We start from the raw sequence: 15792 nt of genomic DNA on the forward strand, positions 1-15792 counted from the left end.
AAGAGGAATGACTCTGTGGGTTTTGAGCGTGGCTCTTGCTGCTGCGCATCCGGATCCATCGCACACGCTTGCGGAGATCGACGCGCATTTGCGGGCCGAGCCGGAATCCACCGAATGGTGGGTGGCGAAAGCGCGGGTGTTGATGTCGGTCGGGCAGCAAGATGAGGCGCGAGCGGTGTTACAAGAGCTCTGCGGGAAGAAGCCTGACGATCCCGATGCGGAGGTAGCGATGGCAGCACTTGAGCAGAGAGAGGGCCGGATGGAGCTGGCCGAAAAGCGCTGTCGAGCAGTGGTGGCAAAGCATCGCCATCATGCGGAAGCGTGGCGCACTCTAGCAGAGTGCTTGGAGCGGTCGGGGGATGGAAATGGGGCTCGAGAAGCCGCGGAGAAAGCTCTGCGATTTTCGGAAGACACGCGGCCTGAGGATTTCGTGAAAGTCGCTTCGCTGTGCGAGGAGGGTGGCCGATTCGATGAGGCGGTCGATTGGCTGGAAGAAGGCATCCATCGACACGGCTGCGTGATGGGTCTGCATTTCAAAGCTTCGGAGATCGAACGCCAGCGGGGGATGCCGGTTCGGGCAGTGGCGCACATGGATGCGGTGGAGGCCCGCTATGGTCCGACGGTGGTCACCTGTGAATTGAAGGCGCGGATTTATTCGGAAGCGAAGATGTGGCTTGAGGCAGCGCGGATGTGGGATGCGGCACTGGCGCTTCTGGATGCCCTGCCGGTGGAAGAAAGGCGCTCGAAGCTCTACGAGATTTCTCGGTCTCGATTCGTGAATGCTCGGGACGACGCTCGGTCGCGGCTTTCTGGGGCGGAGGGAAAATAGAAAAGCCGGACAGCGAGTGCTGCCCGGCTTGGAAGGAAGTGGACGGAAGCGTCCGCCTGGGAGGGCTTACATCATGCCGCCCATGCCACCCATGCCGTGGTCATGACCACCGGCAGCCGGAGCGGATTTTTCCGGCAGGTCGGTGATCAGGCACTCGGTGGTGAGGAGGAGACCGGAGATCGAGGCGGCGTTCTGCAGAGCGGAACGGGTCACCTTGGTCGGGTCCACCACACCGGAAGCGATGAGGTCTTCGTAAGTGTCGGTGGCGACGTTGTAGCCGAAGCCTTCGGTGTTGGTCTTCACCTTTTCGACGATCAGGGCGCCTTCGCGGCCAGCGTTGGCAGCGAGTTGGCGAAGCGGAGCTTCAACGGCCTTGGCTACGATGCCCATGCCGGTCTTTTCGTCTTCGTTGGCGGCAGCGGCGCAGCAGCTTTCCGACTGGCAGGCGGCGAGCGCGCGAAGCAGGGCGGTACCACCGCCGGGGACGATGCCTTCTTCCACCGCAGCGCGGGTGGCGTGAAGGGCGTCTTCCACGCGAGCCTTCTTCTCTTTCATCTCGGTTTCGGTGGCAGCACCGACGTTGATGACGGCGACACCGCCGGCGAGTTTGGCGAGGCGCTCTTGGAGCTTCTCACGATCATAGTCGCTGGAGGTTTCCTCGATTTGGCGGCGGATTTGGTTCACGCGGCCAGTGATGCCATCGGAAGTGCCGGCACCTTCGACGATGACGGTGTTTTCCTTCGAGATGGTGATGCGCTTTGCTTCGCCAAGGTCTTCGAGGCCGACAGAGTCGAGCTTGATGCCGAGGTCCTCGGTGATGACCTTGCCACCGGTGAGGATGGCGATGTCTTCGAGCATGGCCTTGCGGCGGTCGCCAAAGCCAGGAGCCTTGACGGCGGCGATGTTGAGGATGCCGCGCAGCTTGTTGACCACGAGGGTTGCGAGGGCTTCGCCTTCGACGTCTTCAGCGATCACGAGGAGCGGACGACCGGTCTTGGCGACCTTCTCAAGAAGAGGAAGCATGTCCTTGAGATTGGAGATCTTCTTCTCGTTGATGAGGATGTAGGCGTTCTCAAGGTTGGCTTCCATCGACTCGGCGTCGGTCACGAAGTACGGCGAAAGGTAGCCCTTGTCGAACTGCATGCCTTCGACGACGTCGAGAGTGGTTTCGATGCCCTTGGCTTCTTCAACCGTGATGGTGCCGTCCTTGCCGACCTTGTCCATGGCTTCGGCGATGATGGTACCGATTTCGGTGTCCCAGTTCGCGGAAACGGTGGCGACTTGAGCGATCTCCTTGGTGTCGTTCACTTCCTTGGAGATTTCACGCAGCTTGGCAACGATGGCCTCGGTGGCCTTCAGAATGCCGCGTTGGAGGCTGATCGGATTGGCGCCGGCGGTGACGTTGCGAAGGCCTTCCTTGTAGATGGCTTCGGCAAGCACGGTGGCGGTGGTGGTGCCATCACCAGCGATGTCCGAGGTTTTGCTCGAAACTTCGCGGATGAGCTGGGCGCCCATGTTTTCGTAGGGATCTTCGAGTTCGATTTCCTTGGCAACCGAGACACCGTCCTTGGTGATGGTTGGGGAACCGAACTTCTTGTCGAGGATCACATTGCGACCTGCCGGGCCGAGGGTGGCCTTGACGGCGGCGGCGAGTTTTTCAACGCCGCGAAGCAGGGCGTGACGGGCGTCTTCGTTGAATTCAAGTTGTTTGGCCATATCTCAATAAAGCGTAGATGGTGGATGGGGAAGGGTGAGGGATTCTCAGGCGACGATGCCGAGGATGTCGGACTCCGAGAGGATGAGGTATTCGAGACCGTCGATTTTCACTTCGGTGCCGCCGTACTTTGAGATGAGGACCTTGTCGCCCACCTTGACGGAGAATTCGATGGTGTTGCCATTGTCGTCCTTGCCGCCGGTGCCGAGGGTGATGACTTCGGCTTCCTGCGGTTTTTCTTTCGCGGTGTCGGGAAGCACGATGCCTCCTGCGGACACTTCTTCAGCCGCAAGGCGCTTCACGAGCACGCGTTGACCGAGGGGTTGGATGCTAGCCATGTTGTTGGTTTCTGTTGGTTTGGTTTGTTGGTTGAAGAGCCGCCCTGCCTGAAGGGCAGGGCGGAAAACGTTGGATTCGTAGATCAGTTATCGACGACTTCGGCGTCGACCACCTTGCCCTTGGCGGGCTTGGGTTCATCGGAGGAAGCCGACTCGGGCGCGGCTTCCGGTTGCGGGGCACCTGCGCCAGCGGCGGCCTGAGCCTGTTGGGCGGCATTGTAAAGTTCTGTCAGTGCCGATTCGAGTTCCGTGGTGGTGTTCTTGATCGCATCGAGGTCGTCCCCCTTGAGGGCTTCCTTGACGGCGTCCACCTTGGCTTGGATGCCGCTCTTGAGTTCGGCTGGGGCTTCGGCAGGAAGTTCGGCGAGTTGCTTTTCGACCTGGAAAACGAGGTGTTCGGCCTTGTTTTTGGTGTCGACGGCTTCGACGCGCTTCTTGTCCTCTTCGGCATGGGCTTCGGCGTCCTTCTTGGCCTTGTCGATTTCGTCATCGGAAAGCCCTGAGGAGCCTTGAATGGAAATCTTCTGTTCTTTGCCGGACTGCTTATCCTTGGCGGAGACGTGAAGGATGCCGTTGGCATCGATGTCGAAGGTGACTTCGATCTGGGGTTCGCCGCGGCGGGCAGGGGAGATGCCATCGAGTTTGAAGTTTCCGAGCAATTTGTTGTCGGAGAACATCGGGCGCTCGCCTTGGCAGATGCGGATGTCGACGGCCGGCTGGTTATCAGACGCAGTGGAGAAGATTTGGGACTTCTTGGCCGGGATGGTGGTGTTGCGCTCGATCATCGGCGTGGCGCGAGAACCTTCCGTTTCGATGGACAGGGTGAGCGGGGTGACGTCGAGCAAGAGAACATCCTGAACCTCTCCTTTAAGGACACCGCCTTGGATGGACGCGCCGATGGCGACCACCTCATCCGGGTTCACTCCGCGGTGCGGTTCCTTGCCGGCAAGTTGCTTGGCGGTCTCGATGACCTTGGGCATGCGGGTCATGCCACCCACGAGAACCAGTTCATCGATGTTCGCGGAGGCGATCCCAGCTTCCTTGAGGCAATCGGTCACCGGTTTTTTGGTGCGCTCGAAGAGGGCATCGGTGAGCTGCTCAAGCTTGGAGCGGGAAAGGGTCAACTGAATGTGCTTTGGCCCCGTGGCATCGGCAGTGATGAACGGGAGGTTGATGTCGTAGGATTGCGACGAGGAGAGTGCGATCTTGGCTTTCTCCGCTTCTTCCTTGATCCGTTGAAGGGCGTCGGGTTGGCCGGAGAGGTCGATGCCCTGATCCTTTTTGAATTCGTCGACGATCCAAGCGATGAGCGTGTTGTCCCAGTCGTCACCGCCGAGTTGGGTGTCACCGTCCGTAGCGAGCACTTCGAAGACACCATCGCCGATTTCGAGGACGGAAATGTCGAACGTGCCGCCACCAAGGTCGTAAACGGCAATTTTCTCATCCGACTTCTTGTCGAGGCCATAGGCCAGAGCCGCAGCGGTGGGCTCGTTGATGATACGTTTGACTTCAAGACCGGCGATTTCGCCTGCGGCCTTGGTCGCGTTCCGTTGGGAGTCGTTGAAATAGGCCGGCACGGTGATCACCGCAGCGGTGATTTTTTCTCCGAGTTTGGCTTCGGCATCGGCCTTGAGCTTGCCGAGAACCATGGCGGCAATTTCCTGCGGAGAGTAGGTCTTCGTTTCCCCACCGACTTCGACTTCGATGTGGGCGTCTCCGTTCGGAGCGGCGACGATCTTGTAGGGCAGTTTCTTGTCGGCTTCGGACAGTTCTGAGAACTTGCGGCCGATCAGGCGCTTGGCGGAGAAGATAGTGTTCTTCGGGTTGGTGACGGCTTGGCGCTTGGCGGCTTGGCCGACGAGACGTTCACCGGATTTGGTGAAGGCCACCACCGAAGGAGTGGTGCGAGCGCCTTCCGAGTTTTCAAGAACCACAGGTTCGCCGCCTTCCATGACGGCCATGCAGGAGTTGGTGGTGCCGAGGTCGATTCCGAGGATTTTGGACATGAGAGCGATGGGGTTCGGTTTGGAGAATACCCTGCCTTCAGGGCGTGCAATTTGTTGCGAACGCCTTCGCAAACGTCATGCCACGAATGGGCTTTGATCTTGTAAGTGGCACAAAGTGAATGGATAACATGCGTGTCATGCAGGGGGTGATCGAGTCATTTGCGAGCCTGTTGCGCCAAGTTGTCGCGCGCGCATTCGGACAAGCTGTCGCGGTTGTGACGACATGAACCGGCTGGAAAATGTCGGCGCGAAACAAAGTGGAGAGATTCGCTTGCCAAGCGCGGTCGCGGTCCCTAGGTTGCGCGCCCTTCCGCAGGGCAGGTGCCAGAGTGGTCGAATGGGCTCGCCTGGAAAGCGAGTGTGCCGGCAACGGTACCGGGGGTTCGAATCCCCCCCTGTCCGCCAGTTTCTTCATCCGGTGTTTTCACCAAGAAACTGGAGCGTAAGCGGAAGTGAAGAAAGTCCGTAGCTTTACCCGGATTGGCGTTTTCCTGCGTCAGCTTGAAAGTTGAGGCTGGTCAAGAGGGTTTTCGCATGTAGCGTTTGCCGCCGCGCCGGCGGACCTTGGTTGTAGAAGCCGGCGAATTTTTTTCCCAACACTTCCATGCCCCTTCGTGTCCCTTATAAGCGGGTCGACTGGCTCAACACCGTCTTCCTCCTCGCTGTTACTCTCGTCGCCTTGATTGCGGCGCCCTATTTCATCTGGAAGAACGGCATCAATGGCTTTCAGCTGGCGATGTTCACTTTCTACTCGTTGGCAACCGGGATGAGTATCACGCTCGGTTATCACCGTTTGTTCTCGCACCTCTCCTTCAAGGCGAAATGGCCGGTCCGGCTGTTCACCTTGGTCTTCGGAGCCTGTGCTTTCGAGAATTCGGTTCTCAACTGGGCATCCGATCATCGTCGCCATCACAAGCATGTCGATCACGACGATGATCCATACAACATCCAGAACGGCTTCCTTTGGGCCCACATCGGATGGATTCTTTTCAAGGTGCTTCCTGAGCCTCCCTTGGACAACGTGGCGGATCTCCGGAAAGATCGTCTGGTGATGTGGCAGCATCGCAATGACAAGATGATCGCGCTCCTGGTGGGGCTGGGTCTGCCGGCGTTGCTGGGATACTGGAATGGCGGAGCTGAAGGCGCTTTGGGTGGATTTCTGATCGCGGGAGCGCTCCGTGTGTTCGTGGTTCAGCAGTGCACGTTTTTCATCAATAGTCTTTGCCACACCATTGGTCGTCAGCCCTATTCGTCGAAAAACAGCGCTCGGGACAGCACGATCATGGCTTTCTTCACCTTTGGGGAGGGCTACCACAATTTCCACCATTCGTTCCAGCATGACTACCGCAACGGGGTGAAGGCATGGAACTTCGACCCGACGAAGTGGGCGATTTGGGCTCTGTCTCGCGTTGGTCTGGTTTCGGATCTTCGCCGGGTGCCTGAGGAGAAGATCATTTTGGCGGAGATCGCCGAGGCTCGTCGTCGGGCAGAGGAGCAACTCGCCCAGCTGAGCGAGACGGGAGTGACGGTGTGTGAAAAGGCTCTGGCGACGGTCCATGAGCTCCAGGAAAGCCTTGCTGCCGCTTATCACGAATTGGAGCAGGCGGTTGCTCAACGAGCGGAGATGTCGCGTCAGGCGCTCAATCGTTGGCGGCGGGATGCTCGCCAGTTGATTGCCGCGCTTTCGGATTTGACGCCGCTGCCGGCCTGATCCTTTTCGAGGCTTCGAATTTCCAAAGCAAAAGGCCCGCGGGATTCCGCGGGCCTTTTTTTGTTGAATGGGATTCGGTGGGGTGTTCGGACGACTGCCTCAGAACTTCCACATTTTGCCCTGATCCTGGTCCTTGAAGACCTGCGAGCTTTGAAGATACGAATTGGGAGGGTTGGGCAGCGGGCTGTCATCGAGCACGGGAAGGTTTTTTCCCTCCGAGCTATCCCATGGCTGGCTGCTAGCCACATTTACCGGGGTGCCGACACGAACCATGTCGAAGATCTCGCGGGCTGAATTCAGAGGAAGCCGCACGCAACCGTGAGTGGCAGGGTAGGGCTTCACAAAGCCCCAGTGCATTCCGTAGGCGGCGGTGTAGAACTCCATCCAGTAAGTCATCGGATAGCCTGCCCCGGGGCTGCTTGCGCGGCGGCGGTACTTCACCTTGTTGCGAATCGGGTAGGTCCCTTTTGGGGTGGGTGAAGCGGAGGTGCCGACGCAGCAAGGGGTGGCGAGCAGGACCTTTCCTCCCTCGACGACATACAGGCGCTGGGCGCTGGTGCTGATATGGACTTTCACTGCCGAGGGATTGGAGACCTCGGTGACTTTGGGTTTGAAGGAGAACGAATTGGCAGGTGAGCCGGTATTCAGGTTTCCGCACGAGCTCAGGGCGAGACCGCCCGCGAGGAGCAGGGGAGGGAGAAGCAGATTTCGAATGTTCATGGGGAATCAGATTGGATCGAGCCCAGCCATATCCTCGATTTCATCCGGTGCAAATCATTCCCGGAGTTCGGCAAGACTTCGGCGTCAGCGTCATGGGCTCCTGAATTCCAAGGATTCGGAGAATGAAAAAAATAGTCAAAATAGGGCTTGTCAGAAGGGTCGTCCCGGGTAGTCTCTGCGCCCCCACATCCGTGAGCTGCAACAGGCAGTTCACTACGACAATCTCCAAACTATCGGGTGCAGCACCGGAAAAAAGGCTCCTGCGAGGGAATTCTCGCCGGTGGTCGGTGCGCTCCAAAAGCAAACATCGAAACCCCGCAGGAATCCAATGCCGACCATCAATCAGCTTGTCCGCAAGGGCCGTCTCGTGCCGGTCGAGAAATCGAAGTCGCCGGCCATGACCAACTGCCCGCAGCGTCGTGGCGTCTGCCTTCAGGTCATGACCCGGACGCCCAAGAAGCCGAACTCGGCTCTCCGGAAAGTCGCCAAGGTGCGCCTCACCAATGGCTACGAAGTCATCGCCTACATCGGTGGTGAAGGCCACAACCTCCAGGAGCACTCCATCGTGCTCGTGCGCGGCGGCCGGGTGAAGGACCTTCCGGGTGTCCGTTACCACATCGTTCGTGGTGCCCTTGATACTCTCGGCGTCGACAAGCGTCGCCAAGGCCGCTCGAAGTACGGTGCGAAGCGCCCGAAGGCCGACAAGAAGTAATTTTCTGAAACGACCAACCTGATTTCATCATGTCCCGCCGCAAGCGAGTCTTCACCAAGCCCGATCGTCGCGATTCTCGCTACGACAGCGCCCTCGTCGGTCACCTCATTTCGAAGGTGATGCGCGATGGCAAGCGTTCCCTGGCTGAGCGCATTGTTTACGCCGCCATCGATAAGGCCAACGAAGGTGTCGATACCGTCGACCCCCTCGAAGTGGTCACCCGCGCCATCGAAAACGCCAAGCCGCGCGTTGAGGTCAAGAGCCGCCGTGTGGGTGGTGCGACCTATCAGGTGCCGCTTGAAGTGGCTCCGGATCGTTCCGAGTCGCTCGCTCTGCGCTGGATCGTGGGTTACGCCCGCAATCGTAAGGGCACCCCAATGCACGTCGCCCTCGCCAACGAGATCAAGGACGCCGCCAACAACCAAGGCAGCTCCGTTCGTAAGCGTGATGACGTTCACAAGATGGCACAGGCCAACCGCGCCTTTGCTCACTTCCGCTGGTAATCCGACCTGCTGATCCTTCTCTACCGCGCCCGCATTCGATGAGCTCCGCCCAATCACCATCCGATCGCCCGTTTCCGCTTGAGCGGACTCGGAACATTGGGATTGCGGCGCACATCGACGCTGGCAAAACCACACTGACTGAGCGGATCCTCTTCTACACGGGGATGATCCACAAGATCGGTGAGGTGCACGACGGCGCTGCGACCACCGACTGGATGGAGCAGGAGCGCGAGCGCGGGATCACCATCACCTCCGCTGCTGTCACCGCCGATTGGTGGCAGCACGAGGAAGAGGGGGTCTTCAAGTTGTTTGACGGGGTTAAGCACCGCGTCAATATCATCGACACTCCCGGACACGTCGACTTCACCGCTGAGGTCGAGCGTTCGCTCCGGGTGCTGGATGGTGCCATCGTCGTCTTCTGCGGCGTGGCTGGCGTCCAGCCCCAAACGGAAACGGTCTGGCGTCAGGCGACGAAGTACAAGGTCCCACGGATCGTCTTCGTGAATAAGATGGACCGGGTGGGCGCGAACTTCGACAATGTCGTCGAAGAAATTCGCACCAAGCTCAATGCCAAGCCTGTCCGGATCTTGATTCCCATCGGCTCCGAGGAGAACCTCCGAGGTCAGATTGATGTGATCAACCGCCGGGCAGTTGTGTATTCCGACAGTGAGGTGCTCGGCTCAACTTATGAAGTTGCCGATCTCACACCAGAGCAGGCTGCCCTCGCCGAAGAAGCCTACGAGGAGTTGATTTCGCTCCTTGCGGATCACGACGAAGCCATCGGTGAAAAATTCCTCCTCGAAGAGGAAATCACCCTTGGAGATGCCAAGCAGGCATTGCGGCGTTGCACCATTGCCAATCAACTGATCCCCGTGGCGGGTGGATCCGCTTTCAAAAACAAAGGCGTTCAGTACCTCTTGGATGCCGTTCTCGATTACCTTCCCAGTCCGCTCGACATTCCAGCCGCGGTGGGAATGGACCCCGATGACGAGGAGCATGCGATTGAAGTGCCAACTTCCGATGAAGGAAAGTTCTGCGCTCTCGCCTTCAAACTCTGGGCTGACAAATTCGTCGGAAAGCTTGTTTTCTTCCGGGTCTACTCTGGAGTCGTTCGCAAGGGCGACACGATTTACAATCCTCGCACTCGCAAATCCGAGCGAGTGGGCCGCCTGATTCAGATTCAGTCAGATACTCATCAGGACATTGACGTTTGTCATGCCGGTGATATCGCCGCGATGGTGGGACTGAAGAACGTCCAAACCGGTGATACCCTCGCAGCACCCGGCTTTGATGTGGTGCTTGAGCCGCCGAGTTTCCCGGAGCCGGTCATTTCGATGGCTGTCGAGCCGAAGACCAAAGCGGATCAGGAAAAGCTCGCCAATGCCTTGGTGCGCCTGTCCGAAGAGGATCCGACCTTCGTCGTGAAGACCGACGAAGACACCGGACAAACCATCATTTCCGGGATGGGTGAACTTCACCTTGAAATCATCGTCGACCGTTTGCGTCGCGAGTTTAAGGTCGAGGCCAACACCGGAGCTCCCCAAATCGCCTATCGCGAAACCATCACGGGTGCCGCGGATGGCGAGGGTAAGCTCGTCAAGCAATCCGGTGGCCGTGGGCAATATGGCCACGTGCGCCTCCGGATGAAGCCGAACGAAAAGGGCAAAGGTCTCACCATTGAGAACCAGATCGTCGGCGGAGAGATTCCCAAGGAATATCACAATGCCGTCTTCAAAGGCGTCGAGCAGGCCATGAGCAATGGCATCGTCGCCGGATACCCCGTCGTGGATGTCCACGTCGACGTCCTCGGGGGTTCGTTCCACGATGTGGATTCGAACGAAAACGCTTTCACCATGGCGGCCATTTTCGCCATGCGCGATGGCTTCAAGAAAGCCTCTCCCATCCTTCTGGAGCCCATCATGGGTGTGGAAGTCTCCACGCCAGATGACTACCAGGGTGACGTGATGGGGGATCTTTCTCGCCGTCGTGGCCAAATCGGCCAAATGGAGTCGAAGGGTAACCTCGCCATCATCCATGCGGCCGTGCCGCTTAAGGAGATGTTTGGTTACTCGACAGCGGTTCGCACGCTGTCGTCCGGACGGGCCTCCTACTCCATGACCCCCTCGCACTTCGAGCAAGTGCCCCAGAACATCGTCGAAGAGATCGTCAACGAACGCTGATCCCAGCCATCCTCAAAGAATCAACCGCCACCGTTCCGACACCATGGAAAACCAAAAGATCCGCATCCGCCTCCGGGCTTTCGATCATCGTGCCATCGATCGCTCCGCCCAGGAGATTGTCGAGACCGCCAAGCGCACCGGCGCCAAGGTGGCGGGTCCGATTCCGCTTCCGACTCGCATCGAGAAGTTCTCGGTGAACCGCTCGGTCCACGTGAACAAGAAGTCCGCAGAGCAGTTCGAAATCCGCACGCACAAGCGCGTGTTGGACATCGTTGACCCGACCGCCCGCACGGTGGATGAGCTGAAGAAGCTCAACCTGCCCGCTGGTGTGGACATCGCGATCCGCATCTGAGTTAGCCCCTGAAATCACCCATCTCTTTCAATCTCCAATTTTCCCACTAGCCATGTCTCTCGGACTACTCGGAAAGAAACTCGGCATGACCCGTCTGTTTGACGAGGAAAGCCAGTCCATGATCCCCGTCACGGTGATCGAAGTCGGCGGTAATGAAATCGTGCAAACCAAGACCGTTGAAAAGGACGGCTACAGCGCGGTGCAAGTCGGCTACGATGACAAAAAGGAGTTCCGCGTCGGTAAGCCGGCCCTCGGACACTTCAAAAAGCACGGAGCTTCTCCAAAATACAAGGTGCAGGAATTCCGCTTCGCCGAAGGCGAAGAAGTTCCCGCCGAGCATCCTGGTGCTGCGCTGTTCGAAGCGGGTCAATGGATCGATGTGATCGGAACGACCAAGGGTCGCGGTTTCCAGGGTGCCGTGAAGCGCCACGGATTCGGCGGTCTCAAGCAGACTCACGGTTCGATGATGCACCGCCGGACGGGCGCCATCGCCGCGGGCTCGACCCCGGGCCGCGTCTGGAAAAATCAAAAGATGCCCGGGCACATGGGCACCGATCGCCGCACGGTTCAGAACCTCAAGGTGGTTGCTGTCCGTGCCGAGGACAATGTGATCCTCGTCTCGGGTGCCGTCCCTGGCCACAAGGGAGCCTACGTCACCGTCCGCCCCGCCAAGAAGAAGACTGCCTGATTCTCGATCCGGCGAAACCATTGCTAAACGACCATGTCTGCCAAAGTTTTCACTGCTGACGACGCCAAGGCCGCCAAGATCACGCTGGCCGAGGAAGGCAAGGGCTCCCAGGCCGTGCACGACCTCGTGACTGCCTACCGCGCCAACCGCCGCTCCGGCTCCGCGAACACCAAAACCCGTGGTGAAGTCCGCGGGAACAACAAGAAGATCTACCGCCAGAAGGGCACGGGTAACGCTCGTCACGGCGATAAGCGCGCCCCGATTTTCGTCGGAGGTGGTGTGGTCTTCGGACCGAAGCCTCGCGACTACTCCAAGAAGGTGACCAAGAATACCCGTCGCCTCGCCTTGCGCCGCGTGCTCGCTGATCTCATCGCTGAAGGCACCCTCAAGGTGCTGCCTTCCTTCTCCATCGCTGATGGCAAAACTAAGTCCTTTGTCTCGACGGTTTCCTCCGAAGCCGATCCGAAGAAGGTGCTGCTGGTCGCCAAAAGCTTCGACGACGCCACTTACCTCGCCGCTCGCAACGTCGGTTGGGCCCAGCTGGTCACCGCCGACAGCGTCAACGTGGAAGAGCTCCTCCATGCCAATACCGTGCTCCTCGTTGAGGATGCGCTGGAAACCCTCGCTACCCGCACCGCCTGAAGCCCTATCCGCTGAAACGCGCCATGAAAGACCTTTACCAAGTCATCAAGAACGTCCGTGTCTCGGAGAAGGCCACGATGCTCAACGAGCTGAACAACGAGGTTGTTCTCGAAGTGGATCGCCGGGCCAACAAGATCGAGATCGCCCAGGCCGTTGAAAAGGTCCTCGGCAAGAAAGTCGAGGCCGTCCGCACCCTCAACCAGTGTGGAAAGCTGAAGCGCCAGCGTCGTGCCGACGCCGGTCGCACCGCCCACTGGAAAAAGGCCATCGTCCGCCTCAAGGAGGGCGAAACCCTCGACCTCGTCTAATTCACCATTTCACCCGCTTTCCAAGCGCAACACCCTAACGAGCCATGTCTCTCAAGGAGTTCAAACCCCACACGCCGCCACAGCGCTACAAGGTGCTTCCGGGCTTCGACGAAATCACCAAGAAGTCGCCGGAGAAGTCGTTGCTGACCCCGCTCAAAAAGAGCGGTGGCCGGAACAACACCGGACGCATCACCACCCGCCACATCGGCGGTGGTCACAAGCGCCACTATCGTCTGGTCGACTTCAAGCGCCGCAAGCATGACGTCGCCGCCGAAGTTCTCGGCATCGAATACGATCCGAACCGTACCTGCCGGATCGCCCTCATCCAATATGAGGACGGCCAAAAGAGCTACATCCTGGCTCCTGTCGGTCTTGAGGTTGGTGCTAAGGTTGTGGCCGGCGAATCCGCCGCTCCCAAGCCTGGCAATTCTCTGCCGCTTTCGAAGGTTCCTCTCGGCACCGCGATCCACAACATCGAGTTGGTTCCTGGATCCGGTGGCAAGGTGGCACGCGCCGCCGGTCAGCAAGCCATCCTCTCCAACCGCGATGGGGAATGGGCGCTGGTCAAGATGCCTTCCGGCGAAATCCGCCGCTTCAATGCCCGGTGCTACTGCACCGTGGGTCAGGTCGGAAACCGCGATCACATGAACGAGGTTTCGGGCAAGGCTGGCCGCACCCGTTGGCAGGGCACCCGCCCGACCGTCCGCGGGATGTGCATGAACCCTGTCGACCACCCGAACGGTGGTGGTGAGGGTAAGTCGAAGTCCGGTGGTGGTCGTCAGCACCTTCTCAGCCCCTGGGGCCACGCGAAGGGCGAAAAGACCCGCAACCCGAAAAAGCCGACCAGCACCTTCATTGTCGAGCGCCGCAAGAACAAGAAGCGCTGAGCCTAAACTTAGACCTTAAGAAGCCATGCCCCGTTCTCTCAAGAAAGGCCCGTTTGTCGATCAGAAGCTGCTCGTCAAGATCGATAAGGCCGTCGAAACCAACGACAAGAAGCCGATCAAGACCTGGAGCCGCAAGTCGATGATCACACCCGACTTTGTCGGACTCAACTTCTCGGTCCACAACGGCAAAACCTTTGTTCCGGTGTATGTCACCGAAAACATGGTGGGCCACAAACTGGGTGAATTTGCACCGACCCGTATCTTCCGTGCTCACGGAGGTATCGGTAAGAAGTAATCCCTGAGTTTTCGGTCAACGGTCCGCATCTCCATGAAACTTTCCTCCACGACCCTTTTGGCTCCCGCTGCGCTTGCGCTGCTGGTGGGTCCGGTCGTGGGGCAGGGGAGCGATGCGGACCAACTCCAGGGCATCATCGCCCAGCTCCAGACCGAGAACCAAACCCTCCGGGATTCCCTCGCCGCTGCCAATCGCGCGGAAAAGGAAGCATCGGAACAACTGGCGGAGATCCGGATCCGCCTCAATGCCATGGGTGGGAGTCTCCTCGAAGGAGGGGACCAGCGCCTTCTCGACGCGGTTTCCGACCGCATTCTTCTCGAGGAGCGAAACACTCAGCTTGAAACTTCGGCCAGTGGATTCTCCGCAGCCGTCACGGAATACCTCCGCCAGGCGGTGGCTTCCGACCCTCAGGCGCGACTTCGTGTCGAATCCGCCATGAGAGAGCTTGACGTCGTCCTCGGACTGCGCCACAAGCCCGCCCCCGCCGCTCAGGCGTCCGGCACGGCCAACCGTGCCAACGTGATGAGCATCGATTCGGAGAGTGGTCTTCTCGTCCTCAATGTGGGGGAGAAGCAGCAGACCCGGATCGGATCCACCTATCGCCTCTACCGGGGCGACCAGCCCTATGGCACCGCCATCATCGCCGATGTTCGATCGACGATCGCCGGTGCCTTCGTCGAATCGCTCGAGCCCGGAACGGGTGGCGTGCGTGTCGGCGACCTTGCCCTTCTCGAAACCGAATAACCGCACAGGCCCAGCCAACCCTTCACCTTCAACTCCGATGGAAGTCAAGAGCACCAGCAAATTCGTCCGCGTCTCGCCGAAGAAGGCACGTGACGTGGCGCGCGAGATCCAGGGTCTCCCTGTTTCCGCCGCCCTCGATATCCTCGCCTTCACTCCGAAGAAGGCGGCCTTCCTGATCAACAAGACGCTTAAGACCGCTGTGGCGGATGCGGAGAACAACTTCTCGCTGAATGCCGATGACCTTGTGGTCAAAGAAGCGGTGATCGGTGCAGGTCCGGTTCTCAAGCGTTTCCAACCTCGGGCCCGTGGGTCCGCCGGTGCCATCCTCAAGCGCACCAGCCATATTTTCATCACGCTTTCCGAAGCTCCGGAAGCAGCTCCGAAGAAAAAGCGGGTCAACGTGTCCGCCAAAGCCAACGCCTGATCCCGTCTAATAACTCACTCTCGCTATGGGCCAGAAAGTCAACCCCATCGGATTCCGTCTCGCCGTCAATAAAGACTGGCGCTCGAAGTGGTACGCCTCCGGCAAGGACTACGCCGAGAAGCTTCACGAAGACCTGCGCATCCGGAAGTATCTGAAGGATCGCCTCCAATTCGCCGCTCTCTCGAAGGTCGTCATCGAGCGCGCCTGGGCCAGCGTCCGTGTCACCCTCCACACCTCTCGTCCGGGTTTGATCATCGGTCGTAAGGGTTCGGAGATCGAGCGCATGACCAACGACCTTGCCAAGATCTGCAAGAACTCGAACGTCAAGATCGACATCGTCGAGATCCGCAAGCCGGAACTGGATGCACAGTTGGTCGCTGAGCAGGTGGCGGTGCAACTTGAGCGCCGGATCTCGTTCCGCCGCGCCATGAAGCGCGCGGTGCAAACCACCATGGATTTCGGTGCTGATGGCATCCGTATCCGCTGCGCTGGCCGCCTCGGTGGTGCTGACATCGCGCGTGCTGAGTGGTACCGCGAGGGCAAAGTGCCGCTGCAAACGCTTCGTGTCCCTCTCGACTACGGATTTGCTGAAGCCCGCACCGTCTACGGCGTCATTGGCGTCAAGTGCTGGGTGAACAAGAAGGAGGAGGCCGAGCGTGCCCCCTCGCCGAACCAAGAGCGTCGTCCCCGTCGCCGGAACAACTCGGCCCCTGCTGGCCAAGCCTGAATCTGAACATCT

At 59.1% G+C, this 15792-nt stretch carries 18 protein-coding genes and 1 tRNA gene; 15 read left to right on the forward strand and 4 right to left on the reverse strand.

Features of this window, described 5'->3' with window-relative positions:
- The first annotated feature begins 7 nt into the window (after nucleotides 1-7).
- Nucleotides 8-829 carry a tetratricopeptide repeat protein gene (locus tag HNR46_RS06500; RefSeq protein WP_184017002.1) on the forward strand — a complete coding sequence of 274 codons (822 nt, stop codon included), beginning with the start codon at nucleotides 8-10 and terminating at the stop codon, nucleotides 827-829.
- 66 nt (nucleotides 830-895) lie between these two features.
- Here HNR46_RS06500 and groL read toward each other — a convergent pair whose 3' ends face one another.
- The 3 genes from groL to dnaK all read right to left on the reverse strand — a co-directional run bounded on the left by groL (nucleotide 896) and on the right by dnaK (nucleotide 4887).
- A complete protein-coding gene (gene groL / locus HNR46_RS06505) occupies nucleotides 896-2545 on the reverse strand; it encodes a chaperonin GroEL (RefSeq protein WP_184017004.1) in 1650 nt (549 codons plus the stop codon).
- A 45-nt stretch (nucleotides 2546-2590) separates the two neighbouring features.
- A complete protein-coding gene (locus HNR46_RS06510; RefSeq protein WP_184017006.1) occupies nucleotides 2591-2881 on the reverse strand; it encodes a co-chaperone GroES in 291 nt (96 codons plus the stop codon).
- A gap of 83 nt (nucleotides 2882-2964) precedes the next feature.
- Complete coding sequence (gene dnaK, locus HNR46_RS06515; RefSeq protein WP_184017008.1) at nucleotides 2965-4887, reverse strand: molecular chaperone DnaK; 1923 nt, start codon at nucleotides 4885-4887, stop codon at nucleotides 2965-2967.
- A 315-nt stretch (nucleotides 4888-5202) separates the two neighbouring features.
- Here dnaK and HNR46_RS06520 point away from each other — a divergent pair.
- Together HNR46_RS06520 and HNR46_RS06525 are read left to right on the forward strand one after the other, a co-directional pair.
- A tRNA-Ser gene (locus tag HNR46_RS06520) sits at nucleotides 5203-5292 on the forward strand.
- Nucleotides 5293-5491: 199 nt separating this feature from the next.
- Complete coding sequence (locus HNR46_RS06525; RefSeq protein ID WP_184017010.1) at nucleotides 5492-6598, forward strand: fatty acid desaturase; 1107 nt, start codon at nucleotides 5492-5494, stop codon at nucleotides 6596-6598.
- Nucleotides 6599-6697: 99 nt separating this feature from the next.
- On the opposite strand, the gene HNR46_RS06530 is transcribed toward HNR46_RS06525, so the two are convergent.
- Nucleotides 6698-7318: a L,D-transpeptidase gene (locus tag HNR46_RS06530; RefSeq protein WP_184017012.1), complete on the reverse strand. Its 621-nt coding sequence runs from the start codon at nucleotides 7316-7318 to the stop codon at nucleotides 6698-6700.
- 328 nt (nucleotides 7319-7646) lie between these two features.
- On the opposite strand from HNR46_RS06530, the gene rpsL reads away from it, so the two are divergent.
- From rpsL to rpsC, 12 genes are read left to right on the forward strand one after another with little or no spacing between them, the layout of a single operon-like run.
- Entirely contained in the window at nucleotides 7647-8030 is a 384-nt protein-coding gene (rpsL, locus tag HNR46_RS06535) for a 30S ribosomal protein S12 (RefSeq protein ID WP_184017013.1), read from the forward strand.
- Nucleotides 8031-8059: 29 nt separating this feature from the next.
- Nucleotides 8060-8533, forward strand: coding sequence for a 30S ribosomal protein S7 (gene rpsG, locus HNR46_RS06540; protein WP_184017015.1), 474 nt, complete (start codon nucleotides 8060-8062; stop codon nucleotides 8531-8533).
- Nucleotides 8534-8571: 38 nt separating this feature from the next.
- Nucleotides 8572-10713: an elongation factor G gene (gene fusA, locus HNR46_RS06545; RefSeq protein WP_184017017.1), complete on the forward strand. Its 2142-nt coding sequence runs from the start codon at nucleotides 8572-8574 to the stop codon at nucleotides 10711-10713.
- Nucleotides 10714-10756: 43 nt separating this feature from the next.
- The gene (gene rpsJ / locus HNR46_RS06550) at nucleotides 10757-11065 is read left to right on the forward strand and encodes a 30S ribosomal protein S10 (RefSeq protein ID WP_184017019.1); all 309 of its coding nucleotides are present in this window, start codon (nucleotides 10757-10759) and stop codon (nucleotides 11063-11065) included.
- A 52-nt stretch (nucleotides 11066-11117) separates the two neighbouring features.
- Nucleotides 11118-11753, forward strand: a complete 636-nt coding sequence (rplC, locus tag HNR46_RS06555) for a 50S ribosomal protein L3 (protein WP_184017021.1) — start codon at nucleotides 11118-11120, stop codon at nucleotides 11751-11753.
- A gap of 33 nt (nucleotides 11754-11786) precedes the next feature.
- Nucleotides 11787-12395, forward strand: a complete 609-nt coding sequence (gene rplD / locus HNR46_RS06560; protein ID WP_184017023.1) for a 50S ribosomal protein L4 — start codon at nucleotides 11787-11789, stop codon at nucleotides 12393-12395.
- A 23-nt stretch (nucleotides 12396-12418) separates the two neighbouring features.
- Complete coding sequence (gene rplW / locus HNR46_RS06565; protein ID WP_184017025.1) at nucleotides 12419-12703, forward strand: 50S ribosomal protein L23; 285 nt, start codon at nucleotides 12419-12421, stop codon at nucleotides 12701-12703.
- A gap of 44 nt (nucleotides 12704-12747) precedes the next feature.
- Entirely contained in the window at nucleotides 12748-13590 is an 843-nt protein-coding gene (gene rplB, locus HNR46_RS06570) for a 50S ribosomal protein L2 (RefSeq protein WP_184017027.1), read from the forward strand.
- Between the two features lie 25 nt (nucleotides 13591-13615).
- Complete coding sequence (gene rpsS / locus HNR46_RS06575) at nucleotides 13616-13885, forward strand: 30S ribosomal protein S19 (RefSeq protein ID WP_184017029.1); 270 nt, start codon at nucleotides 13616-13618, stop codon at nucleotides 13883-13885.
- Between the two features lie 33 nt (nucleotides 13886-13918).
- Nucleotides 13919-14629 (forward strand): hypothetical protein, encoded by a 711-nt coding sequence (locus tag HNR46_RS06580; RefSeq protein ID WP_184017031.1) that lies wholly within the window; start codon nucleotides 13919-13921, stop codon nucleotides 14627-14629.
- Nucleotides 14630-14666: 37 nt separating this feature from the next.
- On the forward strand, nucleotides 14667-15053 hold the full coding sequence (gene rplV, locus HNR46_RS06585; protein WP_184017033.1) for a 50S ribosomal protein L22: 387 nt from the start codon (nucleotides 14667-14669) through the stop codon (nucleotides 15051-15053).
- 25 nt (nucleotides 15054-15078) lie between these two features.
- A complete protein-coding gene (gene rpsC, locus HNR46_RS06590) occupies nucleotides 15079-15780 on the forward strand; it encodes a 30S ribosomal protein S3 (protein ID WP_184017035.1) in 702 nt (233 codons plus the stop codon).
- Nucleotides 15781-15792: the final 12 nt, after the last annotated feature.

Source organism: Haloferula luteola, from assembly GCF_014201715.1.
GTDB lineage: Bacteria > Verrucomicrobiota > Verrucomicrobiia > Verrucomicrobiales > Akkermansiaceae > Haloferula > Haloferula luteola.

Excerpts from the sequence above, each read along its gene's own strand:
- HNR46_RS06500 (WP_184017002.1), top strand. The coding sequence starts at position 8 with ATGACTCTGTGGGTTTTGAGCGTGGCTCTTGCTGCTGCGCATCCGGAT.
- groL (WP_184017004.1), bottom strand. The coding sequence starts at position 2,545 with ATGGCCAAACAACTTGAATTCAACGAAGACGCCCGTCACGCCCTGCTT.
- HNR46_RS06510 (WP_184017006.1), bottom strand. The coding sequence starts at position 2,881 with ATGGCTAGCATCCAACCCCTCGGTCAACGCGTGCTCGTGAAGCGCCTT.
- dnaK (WP_184017008.1), bottom strand. The coding sequence starts at position 4,887 with ATGTCCAAAATCCTCGGAATCGACCTCGGCACCACCAACTCCTGCATG.
- HNR46_RS06525 (WP_184017010.1), top strand. The coding sequence starts at position 5,492 with ATGCCCCTTCGTGTCCCTTATAAGCGGGTCGACTGGCTCAACACCGTC.
- HNR46_RS06530 (WP_184017012.1), bottom strand. The coding sequence starts at position 7,318 with ATGAACATTCGAAATCTGCTTCTCCCTCCCCTGCTCCTCGCGGGCGGT.
- rpsL (WP_184017013.1), top strand. The coding sequence starts at position 7,647 with ATGCCGACCATCAATCAGCTTGTCCGCAAGGGCCGTCTCGTGCCGGTC.
- rpsG (WP_184017015.1), top strand. The coding sequence starts at position 8,060 with ATGTCCCGCCGCAAGCGAGTCTTCACCAAGCCCGATCGTCGCGATTCT.
- fusA (WP_184017017.1), top strand. The coding sequence starts at position 8,572 with ATGAGCTCCGCCCAATCACCATCCGATCGCCCGTTTCCGCTTGAGCGG.
- rpsJ (WP_184017019.1), top strand. The coding sequence starts at position 10,757 with ATGGAAAACCAAAAGATCCGCATCCGCCTCCGGGCTTTCGATCATCGT.
- rplC (WP_184017021.1), top strand. The coding sequence starts at position 11,118 with ATGTCTCTCGGACTACTCGGAAAGAAACTCGGCATGACCCGTCTGTTT.
- rplD (WP_184017023.1), top strand. The coding sequence starts at position 11,787 with ATGTCTGCCAAAGTTTTCACTGCTGACGACGCCAAGGCCGCCAAGATC.
- rplW (WP_184017025.1), top strand. The coding sequence starts at position 12,419 with ATGAAAGACCTTTACCAAGTCATCAAGAACGTCCGTGTCTCGGAGAAG.
- rplB (WP_184017027.1), top strand. The coding sequence starts at position 12,748 with ATGTCTCTCAAGGAGTTCAAACCCCACACGCCGCCACAGCGCTACAAG.
- rpsS (WP_184017029.1), top strand. The coding sequence starts at position 13,616 with ATGCCCCGTTCTCTCAAGAAAGGCCCGTTTGTCGATCAGAAGCTGCTC.
- HNR46_RS06580 (WP_184017031.1), top strand. The coding sequence starts at position 13,919 with ATGAAACTTTCCTCCACGACCCTTTTGGCTCCCGCTGCGCTTGCGCTG.
- rplV (WP_184017033.1), top strand. The coding sequence starts at position 14,667 with ATGGAAGTCAAGAGCACCAGCAAATTCGTCCGCGTCTCGCCGAAGAAG.
- rpsC (WP_184017035.1), top strand. The coding sequence starts at position 15,079 with ATGGGCCAGAAAGTCAACCCCATCGGATTCCGTCTCGCCGTCAATAAA.